Source organism: Agrilactobacillus fermenti (assembly GCF_047943045.1).
Taxonomy (GTDB): Bacteria; Bacillota; Bacilli; order Lactobacillales; family Lactobacillaceae; genus Agrilactobacillus; species Agrilactobacillus fermenti.
The window spans coordinates 1,264,657-1,281,888 of record NZ_CP181347.1 but is presented as its reverse complement, the minus strand read 5'-3'; the positions used below and the strand labels follow the sequence as shown (position 1 = coordinate 1,281,888).

The following is a 17,232-nucleotide window of genomic DNA, read 5'->3' as shown; positions in this document are numbered from 1 at the left end:
CTCACGGGCGGATGCCTTCGTTTTCTAAAAACATGGACAGTGGCTTAAAAATATCATCGCGTTTCCTCTGATATAACGCCTTAATATGTTCTTGGTAAGTTAACGCAACCACAGCCTCAGTTTCTCCAGGTAATTCTAAAAAGCCACCGTTTTTGACACGTGACCATGTCTCGGTTGAAATTTCTATTTTAGGATAATCAGATAATGCATGATCCAATGGAAAAAGATATGATTCAATTTTCCCATCGGATACAGCCTCCGCAAATTCATTTAAGCGAATCGTTTGCGATATAGTAAAGCCGCCACTGGATTGTCGGGTTAACTGGGCCATTAATGCCGGTACACCTAATTGTTTGCCCAAATCAACCGCTAATGTCCGAATATAAGTACCTTTAGAGACCTCGGCTTCAAATTGAATTGTTTGCAGCCCACTATTTTCATCAAAAGCTGTTTGTTTAAAATCAAAACGATATATATGAACTGGTCGCTCAGGTCGTTCAACTGGTAGACCTCGGCGTGCATATTCATATAAGCGCATGCCATGTACTTTTACGGCTGAGTACATGGGAGGAATCTGAATCAAATCGCCAGTCAAAGCTTGCATAGCTGTTTTGATGCGGTTAATTTCAAAGGGCTTAGACAGAGGTTCACGTGCAATCAATTTACCTTCCAAATCTTCGGTCTCACTGGCCTCGCCCAAAATGATTTTGCCAGTATAAGTTTTCCCTTTGGTCATCAAATAATTGACAACCTTGGTCGTATTCCCCAGACAAATCGGTAAAACACCTTCGACGGCAGGATCTAAAGTTCCTGAATGTCCGACCTTTTTTTGATGGATAATTTTTCGAATTGCGGCGACACAATCGTGACTAGTCATGCCGGCTTCTTTATAAAGCGGTAAAATGCCGTCCATGTTTATGCTCCATTCTGATAAATTCAAATACTTATAGTATAACTGGATTCCTATGATAAGCCTAGGGTTTTCTACAATTTTACTTAATCGAGTAGGAGACCCTAACGGGTCGGCCTCTCACACCACCGTACGTACGGTTCCGTATACGGCGGTTCAACAACTTAAGCGTTTCTGAATAGACTGGTACGTTGTGGACAGATTGATAAGTCCACGGCGTTCCAGTCTTTCGTTTGTTAGAGTATATTTCAGTACACCGGTATGTGCAGTATGCCAATACCCTTTACGGGTATTAGAAATACGCGTGCTTCTGACACCGATTCCCCTAACTTTCTAAGATTTCGGAACTTCGTTTTGATTTTCTTCCATGATTTCCAGATATACTGCCGGATCCTCGTGCGCAACCATGTGTCTAGCGCTTTAAGAAAGCCCTTCATGCGGCCAATACTATAGTATCGTAACCAGCCTCGCATTTTACGCTTGATCTCTTTAAGGACAGTGTCTGAGACTAACACCGCGGTTCCGTTTGGTGATTAGCTTTAGGGCCTGTTTCGATACGTTCTTTGGCAACTTTGTGCGGCCGGGCATATGCTTTGCCTTTACTCACACCTAAAGTGAACCCTAAAAATTTCAATCTTAAGGGCGACCCGACATGAGTTTTCTTTTGGTTGACTGTTAGCTTCAAGTCTTTCTTCAAGAACTTGGTCACATTGGCCAGTACGCGGTAGCCTGCGCGCTTACTTTTGACGTAGATATTACAATCATCCGCATAGCGCACAAACTGATGGCCTCTGGCCATGAGCAGCTTATCCAACTCATTAAGGTAGATATTCGCCAATAATGGCGAGATATTTCCACCTTGCGGCGTGCCTTGAGCTGATTTCTCAAACAGACCACCATTCATAACCCCACTCGTTAAGAACTTACGAATAAGTCTTAATAGCCAGGGATCATCGATATATTGGCCGACAAATTTCATCAGTAGATCATGATTGACCGTGTCGAAATATGCCTTAAGGTCAAGGTCGATCACATAGTGATAACCTTGGTCATACAGCGCTATGACCCGTTTGATGGCATCATGAGCACTTCGATTGGGTCGGAAACCAAAACTGCTATCCGAGAATATCTTTTCAAACCTTGGCGACATCACTTGAGCGACTGCTTGCTGAACAAGTCGATCGACCACCGTTGGGATCCCAAGTTTGCGTTTGGAACCATCTGGTTTTGGAATCTCGACTCGTTTAACTGGTAATGGTTGATAGCTGCCATCACGCAGTGATGCGATTAGCTCATCACGATGTTGTTTCAGATAAGGCAACAGCTCATCGACAGTTAGACCGTCAATACCCGCCGCACCCTTGTTGCTTCTGACTTTAAGGTAAGCTTGATTCAAATTATCTCGGGACAAAACTAAATCTTGAAATGAAACGCCATTCCACATCTTATCTTCACCGGAAATCACACTACGCGCCCCGGGTTGCTCTTGACCTTCCAGGTCTACCATTCGCCGGTGACCAGAACATGGTTCTGTTTTCTGCGATTGTTGCATGATTTCTACCTCCAATTTTGACGAGAATTGTTAAAGTTCGGCCTTTCGTTGTCCAAAGGACAACTATTATGGCCTCGCTGACTTCTGTATCATTCAGCTAGACATCACTGCCTAGTTTGTACCTGTGAAACTTTCCGTTTCTCTTGTCGGGAACGTATGATACAGACCTCCCGGTAAGAACGCTAACTTTCGTGCCATGTAACCATTGGCTTTACTGCGTACAGTTTCGAGTAGTATGGGACTTCAGTTTGTTTAGCAACCTTATCCACTGCAAACAGCCTTATAGCCACTTCTTGTTCATTGGTTCAGCACTTTGCTTTAGACTTCCTTCAGATTCCACCTCACGGTGGACACCCTTGTCCTCAACTAATAGTTCCGACTACTACGGTCTATAGTGGACTTTCACCACCAAGTTAGCGCCCATGCCGGGCGCACTAAAAAAACATCAAATCCGTTGAGCAATAGATTTGATGTTTTAATTTAAATTATTTAGTTAGATTGTTCAGATTCGTGCAGTTTTCGGATCAATTCATCAATGCGCTCACCGTACTGAACCGATTTATCTTGTAAAAATGTTAATTCTGGCACTTTAAATAATTTTATTCGTTGACCTAACTCGCTACGAATCAATCCTTTTGCTTTATCTAAGCCAGCCTGTGCCTTTTCAACGTCACTTGCTTTCTCAGAAAGAATTGAATAGTAGATTTTGCAGTGCTGTAAATCACCTGAAAGATCAACACCTGTGATCGTGACTCCAGTCACCCGGGGATCACGAATTTTCTTTAATAAAATATCGGTTACTTCACGATTGATTTGTTGTTCTACTCTGCCAATGCGATGTTTCATCAAGTAACCCTCCCGTAGATTGCGTCTTAAAAACTATTTTGCTGGTACTTCTTCCATGACATAAGCTTCAATCTCATCGTCAACTTTAATGTCATTATAGTTTTCAATCGTTAAGCCACATTCGAAGCCTTGGCGAACTTCTTTCACATCATCTTTAAATCGTTTTAACGAAGCTAACTTACCTTCGTAAATAACGATGCCATTACGAATCAACCGAATACCTGAGTCGCGAGTAATGTAACCACTATTGACATAAGCACCAGCAATCGTCCCAACTTTAGACACTTTATAAGTCTCACGTACTTGCAGATTACCAGTAACTTTTTCTTGGTAAGTTGGTTCCAACATACCCTTCATGGCGGACTCTACCTCTTCAATGGCATTGTAAATGACATTATAAAGACGAATATCAACATTATCCATATCAGCTTGGGATTTAGCATTAGCCGTTGGCCGAACATTGAAGCCAATAATAATAGCTTGACTTGCTGCCGCCAAAGTCACATCACTTTCATTGATTGCCCCAACAGCTTGGTGGATGATATTTACACGAACACCTTCGACATCAATTTTTTGTAAACTATTCGCTAACGCTTCGACAGAACCTTGAACATCACCCTTAATGATAATGTCAACTTCTTTAAGTTCGCCCTGCTTCATTGACTCAAAGAGGTTGTCCAACGTAACGTGCGTGGTATGACTACGTTCTTCTAAGAGTGCTTTCTTAGCACGTTCTTCACCAGCTGAACGTGCTGTTTTTTCATCTTCATAAACAGCAAATTTATCAGCTGCCGCTGGCACGTCATTCAACCCAGTAATTTCAACTGGTTCAGATGGCAAAGCCTCTTTTACACGTCGACCTCGATCATTTGTCATGACTCGAACGCGGCCAAAAGTATTGCCGACAACGATAGGATCTCCAACATGCAATGTCCCCTGTTGGACCAAGAGGGAAGCTACTGGGCCTTTACCCTTGTCTAAACGTGCTTCTAAAACTGTTCCGACTGCTTTTTGATCTGGATTAGCTTTCAATTCTAACATATCGGCTTCAAGAAGCACCATTTCCAATAATTCATCGATATTTTTGCCAAATTTAGCTGAAATTTCAACGAAAATTGTATCGCCGCCCCAGCTTTCAGGGATCAGACCATATTCCGTCAATTGTTCCATTACATGGTTAGGATTAGCGCCAGGTTTATCAATCTTATTAACAGCAACAATAATCGGTGCATGCGCTGCTTTAGCATGGTTGATTGCTTCAATTGTTTGTGGCATGACCCCGTCATCAGCGGCAACCACTAAAATGATGATATCTGTGACATCAGCACCACGCGCACGCATATTTGTGAAAGCAGCGTGTCCTGGCGTATCCAAGAAAGTAATCACGCGATTATTCAATTTAACCTGATAGGCACCAATGTGTTGCGTGATTCCTCCGGCTTCACCTTCGGTTACATGGGTATGACGTAATTTATCCAATAATGTTGTTTTACCATGATCAACGTGACCCATGATCGTTACAACAGGTGGGCGTGCTTCTAAGTGGTCTTGATTATGTGATTCTTCATTAAAGATACGATCCAAATCACTAATATCTTCTTCCACTTTTTCTTGCGCATCAATACCATAATCTGCTGCCAATAATTCAATGGCATCTTTGCCTAACGATTGGTTTTGATTCGTCATGACGCCTAGCATAAATAACTTTTTAACGATTTCAGCTGGCTCTCTGTGCAAGATCTTACCTAAATCTTGCGCATTCATACCTTCTGTATAGAGCAATACTTTAGGCAATGGCCGATCTTTACGTTGTGGCATTGGTTTCTTAGGTGTGTTATCTCGCCGGCGGTTTTTCTTGTTATTACGACGTCGATTACCGTATTGATTCCGATTATTATTGTTACTCCAGCCACCACGGTTATTATTGTTGCGATTGCGATTATTACTTTGATTATTGTTATTATTAGTAGTACGATTTTGTGTCCCTGAAGTAGACCCTTGTGTTCGGGTACTTTGACCTTGTGTTTGGTTGTTGCTTGGCCGCTGTGTTCTATTTACGTTACTGTGATTGTTATTCTGAGTTGTTTGTGGCCGGCTTTGTTGTCCTTGCGGTCGATTGGTATTTGACTGGTTCCGATTGTTAGAAGAATGGTTGCGTTCGTTAGATCGAGTGTTTTGCTTAGCTGAATTGCTCTGCATTCGATGATTAGCCTGCCTTGTTTGATTATTAGAGTGATGAGGTTGACTCGCGACAGATTTCTGTGAACGCGATTGTTGCTGGTTGCCATGATTTTGTTGTTCTGAATGGGCGGCGTGTTGACCATTCTTATGAGTATTATGACTTGCTATATTGGTATTATGGGGTGTTTTTGCGGCCGTATTTTGTGGTTTTAATGCCGTACGGATCTGTTGTTCTTGAGTACTGTCGATTGCCGCCATATGGTTCTTAACACTTAAACCAGCTTTTTGTGCCGCTTCAACGACTGTTTTACTCGGTAAGTTTAATTCTTTTGCAAATTCATAAATTCTTTTTTTCCCCATATCTTCACGCTCCTTATTTTACATGAGCTTCACCATACCTTTTGCAAAGCCTTTATCGGTAATCCCAAGAATCTTTCTTGGACGGCCAATTGCTTGGGTGATCTGCTCAGTTGTTAATTCGTCATGTATGGGTACATGATAAAATTCTGTTTTGTCTTTAAATTTTTTCTTGGTACTAGCACCAGTATCCTGGGCAACATAAACTAATGCTAACTTGCCATTGACAAGTGCTTGTTGAACCATTGATTCACCAGTAATAATCTTACCAGCACGCATGGCTAAACCTAACAAGTTCATTAATTTTTGTGTATTTTCATCCATTAATCATTACCGAAAAGCTCCTGCCGTGCTTTTTGATGGTCAACGTATTCAAAAAGCTCATCGTAAAATGATTCCGGAATTTTAGCTTCGAAAACACGATCAATCGTTTTCTTAGCTTTGGCTGCTTTAACAGCTTCTGGATTCAAGGAAACATAGGCACCACGGCCCGGTTTCTTGCCAGTTGGATCCAAAGAAATCTCGCCTTCTTTATTTTTGACAATACGGACCATCGATTTCTTGGGTTGCATTTCTTCAGTTAAGATATCTTTACGCATAGGAATTTTACGTTTTTTCATCTTAAATCACCTATTCTGCATCATTTGAAGCTGTGTCATCAGTTGCTACGTTTTGCTCCGAAGTTGACGATTGATCTTCTACTTGTGGTTCATTTTCAGAAAGTTGGTCAGGTTCTGAAGATATCGTCGTGTCATCGACGTCGCTTTCCCGTTCAATATCAATACGATAACCGGTTAGCTTCGCAGCCAAACGTGCATTTTGACCTTTTTTACCAATTGCTAATGATAGCTGATCATCAGGCACAATTACAGTACAGTCATGATCATTCGTCGGATCAAAGCTAACCCGTAAAACTTCAGCCGGATTCAAAGCGTTCGCAATATAGTCTTGCGGCTCATCTTCGTATTCGATAATATCCATATTTTCACCATGGAGCTCATTGACAACTGCTTGTACTCGTTGTCCACGTGGGCCAACGCAAGTACCGACAGCATCAATATTAGTGTCTGTTGATCTGACAGCCATTTTAGTGCGGTCGCCTGCTTCTCGAGCAATAGAAACGATTTCTACCGTGCCATCGTAAATTTCTGGAACTTCTTGTTCAAAGAGGCGTTTAACTAAATCGGGATGTGTCCGACTGACAAACACCTGTGGCCCCTTAGTCGTATTCTCAACTTTGGTCACGTATACTTTAATACGGTCATGGGGTTGATAATCCTCATTCGGCATTTGATCTTGTCGGCCTAAAACAGCCTCAATACGGCCTAAGTTAACGTAAATAAAGCGGTTATCCCGACGTTCAACGACACCTTGCATGATCTCATTTTCATACTGACTATATTCATTATAGACAATACTACGCTCCGCTTCACGCACTCGTTGCATAATTACTTGCTTTGCAGTTTGAGCAGCAATACGGCCGAAGTCTTTGGGGGTCACTTCAAATTTTATGTGATCACCGACTTCATAGCCCTTATTCTTATTGAGTGCGTCTTTGAGACTAACTTCAAGGCGAGAATCAAAGACTTCTTCAGTTACCTCTTTGACGGCATAAACGTGAATATCACCTTTTTTTGCATCAAAGTCAACTTCAACATTTTGCGCCTGTCCGTAATTACGTTTATAAGCTGAAACCAAAGCTGCTTCTAAAGCTTCGATAACAACTTCTTTTTTTACACCTTTTTCACGCTCGAGCGCGTCTAAGGCCTCTATCATTTCTTTACTCATGACTTACCCTTCCTAAGTTAGAATTCTATTGCTAGACGGATCTTGGCAATATTATCCCGCTGGAATGTACGCTGGATCTTTCTTGTCTTATCCTTAAGCTCTAAAGTTAATTGATTTTGATCAACACTTACCAATGTGCCTTCGAATATCTTAGCATTGTGAACCTGTTGATATAATGAAATATGGACATATTCACCAATTGCGTTTTGAATATCTGTTTCAGTTTTTAGTGGTCGTTCGGCACCTGGAGATGAAACTTCCAAAAAATAAGCCTGAGGAATCGGATCTGGATCGAGTTGATCCAGTTGCTCACTGAGTTGTTCACTGACCATTGCACATTCTTCGATATCTATACCACCGGGTTTATCAATATAAACGCGTAAATACCAAGAATGACCTTCTTTGACGTATTCAATATCTACTAATTGAAACTTATGGCCGTCTAGAATCGGTTGAACGATATCAGTTACGACTTGTACTACGTCACTCAAAAAGCCACCTCCATTCGAATAATTTCATTAAAAAGAGTGAGCATCACTGCTCACTCAAACGAAAAGTATCAAAATACTTAATAAACATAACACAAATTGCTTAATTTCGCAAACTTATAGCCTTTTAGCTGTTATTTGTAAGATCAAAATAACGAGAGTTGATTTTCATCAGGTAGGTCATCTAACACATGGTTATCTGTCAAATATTGGATCAAAGACGTGGAAACGCCCCCACGATTTGCCAGGTCTTCTTTGGATAGAAACGGCTGTTCTTCTCGAGCAGATACGATTTTTTTAGCCACATTATCACCTAAACTTGGCACGGCATTGAAAGGTGCTAACAATGTATGATCATCTAAAATAATAAAATCTTGAGCATCAGATTTATTGATATCAACCATTTTAATTTGGATGTCACGTTCTAAACATTCATTTGCAATCTCTAGAACAGTCAGCAGATTTTTCTCTTTTTGAGAAGCATCTAACCCTTTGTCGTTAATTTCTTTCATGCGTGCTTTAACAGCTTCTTTTCCCGAAGACATCGCTACTAGATCATAGTCATCAGCACGAACCGATAGATAAGCACAGTAATAAACGATCGGGAAATATACTTTGAAGTAAGCAATTCTTAACGCCATGAGGATATACGCTGTTGCGTGCGCTTTAGGGAACATATACTTAATTTTTAAACATGAATCGATATACCAAGCGGGTACATTAGGATTTGCGCGCATTGCTGTTTGCCAATCATCTGGAATCCCGCGACCCTTACGGACATGTTCCATGATTTGGAAGGCCATTTGTGAGTCCATACCCCAGTGAATCAAGTCCATCATGATATTGTCCCGACAGCCAATAACTTCTTTTAAAGTGACAACACCTTTATTAATGAGTTCCTCAGCATTGCCGAGCCAAACATCCGTTCCGTGAGATAGGCCAGAAATTTGTAACAACTCGGCAAATGTTGTGGGATGAGTCTCTTCTAACATACCACGAACAAACCGAGTGCCAAACTCAGGAATCCCTAAAGTTCCAGTTTTAGACTGAATCTGTTCTGGCGTAACTCCGAGAATATCTGGATTTGAAAACAGGGACATAACCCCCGGATCATCCGTCGGAATTGATTTAGGTTCCACACCTGATAAATCTTGTAACATACGGATCATGGTTGGATCGTCATGACCAAGAATATCTAGCTTCAAAATATTATCATGGATAGAATGGAAATCAAAGTGAGTGGTTTTCCAAGCTGCGTTCTGGTCATCGGCTGGATATTGAATCGGTGTGAAATCATAGATATCCATGTAATCAGGTACAACGATAATTCCAGCCGGATGTTGACCCGTTGTCCGTTTGACACCCGTTGCACCTAATGCCAAGCGTTCGATTTCTGCATTGCGAAAGTTTTGTTCGGTTTCTTCTTCATAATGTTTCACGTAACCAAATGCTGTTTTATCTGCAACAGTGCCAATAGTCCCAGCACGAAAAACATGATCTTCCCCAAATAATACTTTCGTATAATTGTGAGCAACTGGTTGGTAGTCGCCGGAAAAGTTTAGATCAATATCTGGCACTTTATCACCTTTGAAACCCAGAAAAGTTTCAAAAGGAATATCGTGCCCATCTTTAATAAGTTCTGCACCACAATTGGGGCACTTTTTGTCAGGCAAATCAAATCCTGAACCAACTTCCCCTTTTGTATAAAACTCACTATATTTACAGTTAGGACAACGGTAATGTGGTGGTAATGGATTGACCTCAGTGATCCCAGTCATTGTCGCAACTAAACTTGAGCCTACTGATCCACGGGAACCAACCAAATAACCATCTTTGTTAGATTTGTATACCAATTTCTGAGAAATTAAATAAATAACCGAGAATCCATTCCCAATCACACTGTTCAATTCTTTTTGCAGCCGTGCTTCCACAATCTCTGGTAATGGTTCGCCATAAAGCTCATGTGCTTTATTCATGGATAGAGAACGTATTTCGTCTTCTGCCCCGGGCATTTTAGGTGTATACAATTTATCTTTGACCGGCGTAATACCCTCATCGACTAAATCAACAATTTTATGTGTATTGGTAATCACAATTTTTTTAGCCGTGGCCTCATCTAGAAAACTGAATGCCTCTAACATCTCTTCTGTGGTGCGAAAATGAACGTCAGGTAGTTGTTGTCGAGCCAAGGGACTGCCCTTTAGTGATTTGATTAGAATTTCGCGATAGATGTGATCTTCTTTATTCAAATAATGAACATCGCCAGTAGCAACAACCGGTTTATCCAATTCTTGACCGATCTTGATGATGTTTTGAATGATATCTTCGAGAGCGGCATTGTCTTTAATAAGTTCACGATCTAGTAACGGTTGATAAACGGCTTTGGGCATGACTTCTAAGTAATCATAGTACTTAGCGAGTTCAAGAGCTTCATTGTGTCCCTTTTGCATCATCGCCGTAAAGACTTCACCTGAATCACATCCAGAACCAACTAGTAAGCCCGCTCGATATTTGTTTAGTAAACTTCGGGGAACACGCGGTTCACGATAAAAATAATGAACCATGGATTCAGAAACAATTTTGAACATGTTTTTGAGACCAGCCTGCGTTTGAGCAATCAAAACCGCATGGTGAGGTCTTGATTGTTTATAAGCATCGGCACCACCAACGTGATCGTTTAATTGCTGAACGTTCGTCGTTTGATAACGTTTCTCCATTTGCTCTAGTAATTTATACATCAAATAACCTGTCGTTTCCGCATCTGAATTTGCCCGGTGATGATGTTCTAAAACAATGTGATATTTTTTAGCTAAACTATCTAGTTTGTGGTTTTTATATTCGGGATGTAACAATCGGGAAACCTCGAGGGTATCAATGACAGGAGCCGTAACTAATTCAAAGCCGTTACGTTCGTATGCGGCATTTAAGAAACCAATATCAAAAGTAACGTTATGGCCTGCTAAAATAGCATCACCACAAAATTCGCGGAAAAGGGCCATCACTTCAGCTTCGGATTTAGAACCTCTGACCATATCATCTGTAATACTCGTTAATTCGGTTGTCAAACGAGACAATGGATGACCTGGGTCGATAAATTCATCAAAGGATGCCAACACTTCATTGTCTTTCATTTTGACCGCCGCTAATTCAATAATTGAATCGTAAACTGCTGACAGACCGGTTGTTTCCACGTCAAAAATAACATATTCAGAATCTATTAATGTCTGATCACGTAAATTAAAAGCGAGCGGCTTACCATCATCGACCAAGTTGATTTCGACACCATACAACATTTTGAGTTCATTCTTGGCACCCGCACTGTGTGCATCAGGAAAGGCTTGCAATCCAAAATGATCCGTGACTGCTAATGCCGTATGACCCCAAGCTTTGGCTTGCGCTGCATAATCAGAAATTGAATTAGTAGCATCCATCATACTCATATTTGTATGCAGATGTAGCTCAACACGCTTTTCACCCTCATAATTGTCTTGTCGCGGTTCATGATGGTAAATATTAATGTCGGTCGCATTAATTGTTAGATCACGCATATAAGTATCTTCTTGTACAGAACCTTTAACAATGACCCACATACCCTTTTGAAATTCATCAAAGACACTCTCATCGTCAGTATCACGTGAGAAGCGTTTGATGACAAAAGAAGAAGAATAATCAGTTACTTTCAACGTTAATAATTTACGTCCGGAACGTAAATCACGGACTTCGCAGTTGAAGACGTAGCCTTCTACAACGACACTGCGTTCTTCTTCCGTGATATCAGCCATTCGTAGAACTGGCAAATCTGCTTTGATTTTGCGACCCAACAAAACATCTTTGTCTGCGCGGCTAGTTCGTTTAGGTGCTTTTGCTTTTTGCTCAGCAGTGGCTTTGGCAGAGGCTTGAATCTTTTGCTTTGTTTCTGCTTGTCGTTGTTTAAAGGCAGCAATTTTTTCTTGAGAGGCACTTTGATCAATTGTTGCCGTAATATTAAACTTTTCAAATCCCAAGTCAGCGTATGTCGTTTCAACCGGTCCAAGTGCACCTTTGACTAAGTATTCCTTAATAATTTCATTTTCAACTTGTAAAATAATACGTCGATCTGAAACAACTGGCAGTTTACTATCACAGATCTGTTTTAATAACTGTGAATTCAAGTCACTATGTGTCAATACGTAGGGCCAGTATGCACGTAATACATGTTGGTCAAAACTGGATGTTCGTGTTTGAATGTGAAATTTGATTTTTGCAATATTTTCAAAGGCGTGTATTAATAATTGTTGAAATACTTCAAAGTCTTCGAAATCTAAAATTTTTGGAAATGCAAAAAAGAACTCCCACTGATTTGATTTTTCATGAACGACCACTTTTTCGATCGTTCCAGCCTTAAAATCAGGTTTTTCTTGCAAATCAGTTGGTAGTTCAATTTGCGCCAACAATTTTTCGAAGAGTTCATTTTTATCAAACATTCAAGATCTCCTCATTCATTGAAAGCAGCTAAAATCTATTATCATTGATTATCGTCGTCAATTTGTTTTAGTAATATACCTAAGACATTTACTAATTCGTCTTTTTTAACTTCGATCGTTTCTTCAGTTTTTCGAATTTTGACTTCAACGATGCCATCATCCGCTTTTTTACCGACCGTAATACGAATTGGCAAGCCAATCAAGTCTGCATCAGCAAACTTAACTCCGGCGCGTTCTTTACGGTCGTCTAAAAGAATGGAGTAACCTTCGTTCTCGAGATTTGTTTCAATTTGTGTTGCTAAAGTCATTTGTGTTTCAGACTTAACGTTTACAGGAACAATATGCACATCATATGGTGCAATATCCCGTGGCCAAACCATACCACTCTCATCGGAATGCTGTTCGACAATTGCTGATAATAAGCGGGAAACGCCAATACCATAAGAACCCATAATAATCGGCTGTGATCGGCCATTTTCATCTAAAAATTCAGCATGCATCATTTTGGAATAACGTGTCCCTAATTTGAAGATATGACCAATTTCAATGCCACGATCAAAGTGTAGAATACCGGCACCATCAGGTGAGGGTTCCCCTTCCTTAACGAAACGAATATCATGATAAAGATCAATATCCAAATCACGATCTGGTAAAACGTTCGTATAGTGATAGCCATCTTTATTAGCCCCTGTCACTGCATTGACCATTCCTTGAATCGTTAAATCAGCAACTACTTTGACACCTTCAGGAACCTTTAATGGACCTATCGCACCAACATGCGCATGGAAAATATTTTGAACTTCTTCTGGTGTAGCCATTCTTAAGAAATCGGCCTGTAACAAGTTCTTTAGCTTTGTATCATTGATCTCATAATCGCCCCGGACAATTGCCAGAACAGGCTGGTCATCTGCTAGAAACAAGACACTTTTAATAAGCTGTGTTCGTGCCACATTTAAAAAATTAGCAACTTCATCGATTGTCTTTGCATTGTCCGTAGGTACTTGTGTTAATTCATTGGCTACTTCATCAGAAATTGCCTGCGTTGGTTTACTAGTAGCCATTTCCAAATTAGCCGCATAAGAACTCCCATCTGACCAAACAACCGTATCTTCACCAATTGGTGCGATGGCAGAAAACTCCTTAGAGTCTTTGCCACCCATTGCACCTGCATCACCAATAATTGTTTTAAAATTAAGCTTGATGCGTTGGAAAACGTTGTGGTAAGCGACTTCCATTTGATCGTAAATTTTATCTAGGTCACCTTCTGTTGCACTGAAAGAGTATGCATCTTTCATGATAAATTCACGTACACGCAGTAAGCCATATCGTGGTCGATCTTCATCACGGAATTTGGTTTGGATCTGATAAAGAACAAAAGGCAGTTTTTTATAAGAACGAACTTCATTACGAACAAGATCCGTAAAGGTTTCTTCATGGGTTGGTCCTAAAATAAAATCACGATCATGGCGATCTTTTAGTTTAAATAGGTTTTCACCATAAGTATCGTAACGGCCAGATTCACGCCAAAGATCAGCCGGAATCAAATTTGGCATTTTCATTTCAACAGCATCAATTTTAGCCATTTCTTCACGAATAATTGTTTCAATTTTTTCCAGTACTCGATAAGCCAAAGGCAGATAAGCATAGACACCAGCCGAAACTTGACGAATGTATCCGGCACGAAGCATTAATTGATGACTTTTTGCCTCCGCGCTGCTTGGTACCTCCTTCAATGTTGGTATAAATACTCTTGATTGTTTCATTTCCTTTTATCCCCTTTGATTTGGATTTAACGCTGGAAAATTCTTTGAAAATCATTGAAGGTAACCGCAACCATTAGTAGTACTAAAATTCCTGCACCAATTAATGTTACAATGGCTTCCTTCTCTTGTGGAATTGGTTTTCCTCGAATGCCTTCAATAATATTTAAGATCAACTTACCGCCGTCTAATGCTGGAATTGGAATTAAGTTGATAATTCCCAAGTTCACTGAAAGATAGGCCAAGAAGTATAAAATACTAGCGAATCCATTTGCTGCAAATTGTGACGTCATAGTATAAATACCGACCGGACCAGCCAGTTGATTCAATGAAAAGTGCCCAGTGAGCATTTTGCCAAGAACTTGAAATATTTGGGAACTAATGCCGACAAAACCTGTCCAGCCATACGAAACTTTAGCACCGACACTCGTATCAACCGGCTGTTCGATGCCTATCTGTCCTATCTTTTTTTTATTTACGGTTACAGTTTTAGGCGTAATTCGGAGGTTGTGCCGATGATCATTACGGTTGATGGTCACAGCCGTAACTTTATTGGCTCGCTTTGAAATCAAAGTTGAGGCCTCAGTAAAACTTTTAACTTGATGTCCTTGTACTTTTTCAATTATATCGCCAGTCTCGACATTTGCCTTTGCAGCTGGAGAATCAGGCACAACTTGTCCAACAACATTGGCGTTTGAAGGTACACCGCCACGAACAAAAGCAAATAAAATAAATACTAAAATAGCGAAAATAAAGTTATTCATTGGACCGGCAAAATTCGTAATCATCCGTTTAGGAATACTAGCAGACTGAAATTGAACATCGATAGGTGCAATTTGAACCTCAGTACCATCTTTTTCAATGATTGTGGCATCATGATTTACAGCAAAATGCTTGAGTTCAGATTCATCACCATTTTCGTATCCTTCAACGTAAAGCTCATGCTCTAAGTCGGTTTTACTGATTTGAAAAGGGATGCCATCGGTCGAGACAATCTTATCACTAGTATTAATGGTCTGCACTTTGTGGTTCGCGTCGAAAATCAACGTTGCCATTGTACCCGCATCAATTTCAGCTTCATCATCAGCGGCGCCTGCCATTCGGACATAGCCACCAAGTGGTAACCAACGGATCGTGTAGGTTGTGCCGTTTTTGCGGGTTGCGAATAATTTGGGACCCATGCCAATTGAAAATTCACGAACAAGAATACCAGATTTACGTGCAAAATAATAGTGTCCAAATTCATGTACAAGAACCAGCAAGCCAAAGATGATAATAAATATGATAATTGTTTTCAAAAACTTGTCCTCCTGCTAATTCTCAATTTAGAAAAAACCGAAAAAGTGTAGCATGGGTAATACGACTAAGAGTGAGTCAAATCGGTCAAGAATACCCCCATGTCCGGGCAATATTTTACCGGAGTCTTTAACACCATAATAACGTTTATACGCAGATTCAATTAAATCGCCTAATTGACCAAAAATTGAAAAAACCAAGGCAACCGCCATCATCGTAAAAACGCTGTAAATTTGAGGGAAAAACTGCAGATAGATCAAGGCAACCATTAAAGCCAAAAGTGTCCCACCAATTGAACCTTCCCAAGTTTTGTTTGGTGAAATTGCTGGCCATAATTTATGTTTCCCGAATTTCCGTCCAAATAGATAGGCCCCCGTATCTGTCGACCAAACGATTAAAAGAAATAGAAATAAAGTGTCTAGACCAGCTTCATTACGAACGGATGCCAACGCATGAAAACCCATACCAACATACAAAGTGGCTAAAGTATTGACGCTCATATCATCGAAATTAGTACGATTTTTTGAGAAAACAGTAATCAATAGTAGCACCAGTGTAAGTAAAAAGAAAATATCTAGTTGAGAAATTGTAGCTGGCAACCAATTAAAATAACGCTTGGGAAATACTAAAGCAATTACCGCCACCGTTGAAATGACAAAATCGGGAGAAACGATAATTCTTTTTTGCATAATATAAAACTCTGATAAACCAATAACAGCAAGCACAGCCGCTGCTATTTCAATCCATACTCCACCTGCAACTAAAATTGGAACAAAAATTGCCAGAGCAATGACTGCAGTTATAATACGTTGACGCAAAATAGTTCAACTCCTATTTTTCAACAAGTCCGCCATAACGGCGATGTCGCTTTTGATACTCATTAATAGCTCGATTCAATGATGTAGTATCAAAATCGGGCCAATATTCATCGGTAAAAACCATCTCACTATATGCCAGCTGCCATAGCAAAAAATTAGAGAGTCGTTCTTCACCACTGGTACGGATCAATAAATCGGGATCAGCCAACTCAGATAATTTGTGTGTCATTAAATGTCCTTGTAATGTTGCTTCTGTAATTTGATCAACATTAAGTTCACCTTGCTTTACAGATAATGCGATTGCTTTGGTTGCTTGAACGATTTCTCGGCGGCTACCATAATTGAGAGCAAAATTAAGAATTAAACCGGTATTATTTTTCGTTTGCTCTTGAGCGCGAGTGACAGCGTTCAAAGTATAACTCGGTAGCTCATCGGTAAACCCCATTACTTGAACTTTAACATTTTCGGCAATTAAATCTGGCATAAACTGATCAAAGAAATTGACTGGCAGGTGCATTAAATAATCAACCTCATCTGTAGGTCGTTTCCAGTTTTCGGTGGAAAAGGCATAAAGTGTTAATACTTTGACACCAATTTTATTGGCATAACTCGTAATTTTTTTGACATTGTTCATGCCAGCCTTATGCCCGGCGATTCTCGGAAGCAAACGTTTCTTGGCCCATCGACCATTGCCATCCATAATAATGGCAATATGATTTGGGATCTTACCGTGGCCAATATTTTGATTGTCGTTGTTTTTTGTTGACATGTAT

The 17,232-nt window shown here is 40.3% G+C and carries 12 protein-coding genes and 1 pseudogene; all 13 read right to left on the bottom strand.

What is annotated here, in order from left to right:
- Nucleotide 1: 1 nt before the first annotated feature.
- Nucleotides 2–913, bottom strand: coding sequence for a tRNA pseudouridine(55) synthase TruB (gene truB / locus ACNAN0_RS06325; RefSeq protein ID WP_230914591.1), 912 nt, complete (start codon nucleotides 911–913; stop codon nucleotides 2–4).
- 153 nt (nucleotides 914–1,066) lie between these two features.
- Nucleotides 1,067–2,462, bottom strand: a pseudogene (ltrA, locus tag ACNAN0_RS06320) (group II intron reverse transcriptase/maturase).
- 489 nt (nucleotides 2,463–2,951) lie between these two features.
- On the bottom strand, nucleotides 2,952–3,308 hold the full coding sequence (gene rbfA, locus ACNAN0_RS06315; RefSeq protein ID WP_230913489.1) for a 30S ribosome-binding factor RbfA: 357 nt from the start codon (nucleotides 3,306–3,308) through the stop codon (nucleotides 2,952–2,954).
- A gap of 33 nt (nucleotides 3,309–3,341) precedes the next feature.
- On the bottom strand, nucleotides 3,342–5,849 hold the full coding sequence (infB, locus tag ACNAN0_RS06310; protein ID WP_416354152.1) for a translation initiation factor IF-2: 2,508 nt from the start codon (nucleotides 5,847–5,849) through the stop codon (nucleotides 3,342–3,344).
- A gap of 18 nt (nucleotides 5,850–5,867) precedes the next feature.
- Nucleotides 5,868–6,170 carry a L7Ae/L30e/S12e/Gadd45 family ribosomal protein gene (locus ACNAN0_RS06305; protein ID WP_230913487.1) on the bottom strand — a complete coding sequence of 101 codons (303 nt, stop codon included), beginning with the start codon at nucleotides 6,168–6,170 and terminating at the stop codon, nucleotides 5,868–5,870.
- Nucleotides 6,170–6,466: an RNase P modulator RnpM gene (gene rnpM / locus ACNAN0_RS06300; protein WP_230913486.1), complete on the bottom strand. Its 297-nt coding sequence runs from the start codon at nucleotides 6,464–6,466 to the stop codon at nucleotides 6,170–6,172. The genes ACNAN0_RS06305 and rnpM overlap by 1 nt, the downstream gene beginning before the upstream one ends.
- A gap of 10 nt (nucleotides 6,467–6,476) precedes the next feature.
- Nucleotides 6,477–7,634 (bottom strand): transcription termination factor NusA, encoded by a 1,158-nt coding sequence (nusA, locus tag ACNAN0_RS06295; RefSeq protein WP_416354151.1) that lies wholly within the window; start codon nucleotides 7,632–7,634, stop codon nucleotides 6,477–6,479.
- Nucleotides 7,635–7,651: 17 nt separating this feature from the next.
- Nucleotides 7,652–8,125 carry a ribosome maturation factor RimP gene (gene rimP / locus ACNAN0_RS06290; protein ID WP_230913484.1) on the bottom strand — a complete coding sequence of 158 codons (474 nt, stop codon included), beginning with the start codon at nucleotides 8,123–8,125 and terminating at the stop codon, nucleotides 7,652–7,654.
- A gap of 143 nt (nucleotides 8,126–8,268) precedes the next feature.
- On the bottom strand, nucleotides 8,269–12,585 hold the full coding sequence (locus tag ACNAN0_RS06285) for a PolC-type DNA polymerase III (RefSeq protein WP_416354150.1): 4,317 nt from the start codon (nucleotides 12,583–12,585) through the stop codon (nucleotides 8,269–8,271).
- A gap of 41 nt (nucleotides 12,586–12,626) precedes the next feature.
- Nucleotides 12,627–14,348, bottom strand: coding sequence for a proline--tRNA ligase (locus ACNAN0_RS06280; RefSeq protein WP_230913482.1), 1,722 nt, complete (start codon nucleotides 14,346–14,348; stop codon nucleotides 12,627–12,629).
- A gap of 26 nt (nucleotides 14,349–14,374) precedes the next feature.
- The gene (gene rseP, locus ACNAN0_RS06275; RefSeq protein ID WP_416354149.1) at nucleotides 14,375–15,643 is read right to left on the bottom strand and encodes an RIP metalloprotease RseP; all 1,269 of its coding nucleotides are present in this window, start codon (nucleotides 15,641–15,643) and stop codon (nucleotides 14,375–14,377) included.
- A 27-nt stretch (nucleotides 15,644–15,670) separates the two neighbouring features.
- On the bottom strand, nucleotides 15,671–16,459 hold the full coding sequence (locus ACNAN0_RS06270) for a phosphatidate cytidylyltransferase (RefSeq protein ID WP_416354148.1): 789 nt from the start codon (nucleotides 16,457–16,459) through the stop codon (nucleotides 15,671–15,673).
- 13 nt (nucleotides 16,460–16,472) lie between these two features.
- The gene (locus tag ACNAN0_RS06265; protein WP_416354147.1) at nucleotides 16,473–17,228 is read right to left on the bottom strand and encodes an isoprenyl transferase; all 756 of its coding nucleotides are present in this window, start codon (nucleotides 17,226–17,228) and stop codon (nucleotides 16,473–16,475) included.
- Between the last annotated feature and the right edge of the window lie 4 nt (nucleotides 17,229–17,232).

Bases quoted from the DNA above. Each gene is read 5' to 3' on its own strand.
- truB (WP_230914591.1), bottom strand. From the start codon at position 913: ATGGACGGCATTTTACCGCTTTATAAAGAAGCCGGCATGACTAGTCAC.
- rbfA (WP_230913489.1), bottom strand. From the start codon at position 3,308: ATGAAACATCGCATTGGCAGAGTAGAACAACAAATCAATCGTGAAGTA.
- infB (WP_416354152.1), bottom strand. From the start codon at position 5,849: ATGGGGAAAAAAAGAATTTATGAATTTGCAAAAGAATTAAACTTACCG.
- ACNAN0_RS06305 (WP_230913487.1), bottom strand. From the start codon at position 6,170: ATGGATGAAAATACACAAAAATTAATGAACTTGTTAGGTTTAGCCATG.
- rnpM (WP_230913486.1), bottom strand. From the start codon at position 6,466: ATGAAAAAACGTAAAATTCCTATGCGTAAAGATATCTTAACTGAAGAA.
- nusA (WP_416354151.1), bottom strand. From the start codon at position 7,634: ATGAGTAAAGAAATGATAGAGGCCTTAGACGCGCTCGAGCGTGAAAAA.
- ACNAN0_RS06285 (WP_416354150.1), bottom strand. From the start codon at position 12,585: ATGTTTGATAAAAATGAACTCTTCGAAAAATTGTTGGCGCAAATTGAA.
- ACNAN0_RS06280 (WP_230913482.1), bottom strand. From the start codon at position 14,348: ATGAAACAATCAAGAGTATTTATACCAACATTGAAGGAGGTACCAAGC.
- ACNAN0_RS06265 (WP_416354147.1), bottom strand. From the start codon at position 17,228: ATGTCAACAAAAAACAACGACAATCAAAATATTGGCCACGGTAAGATC.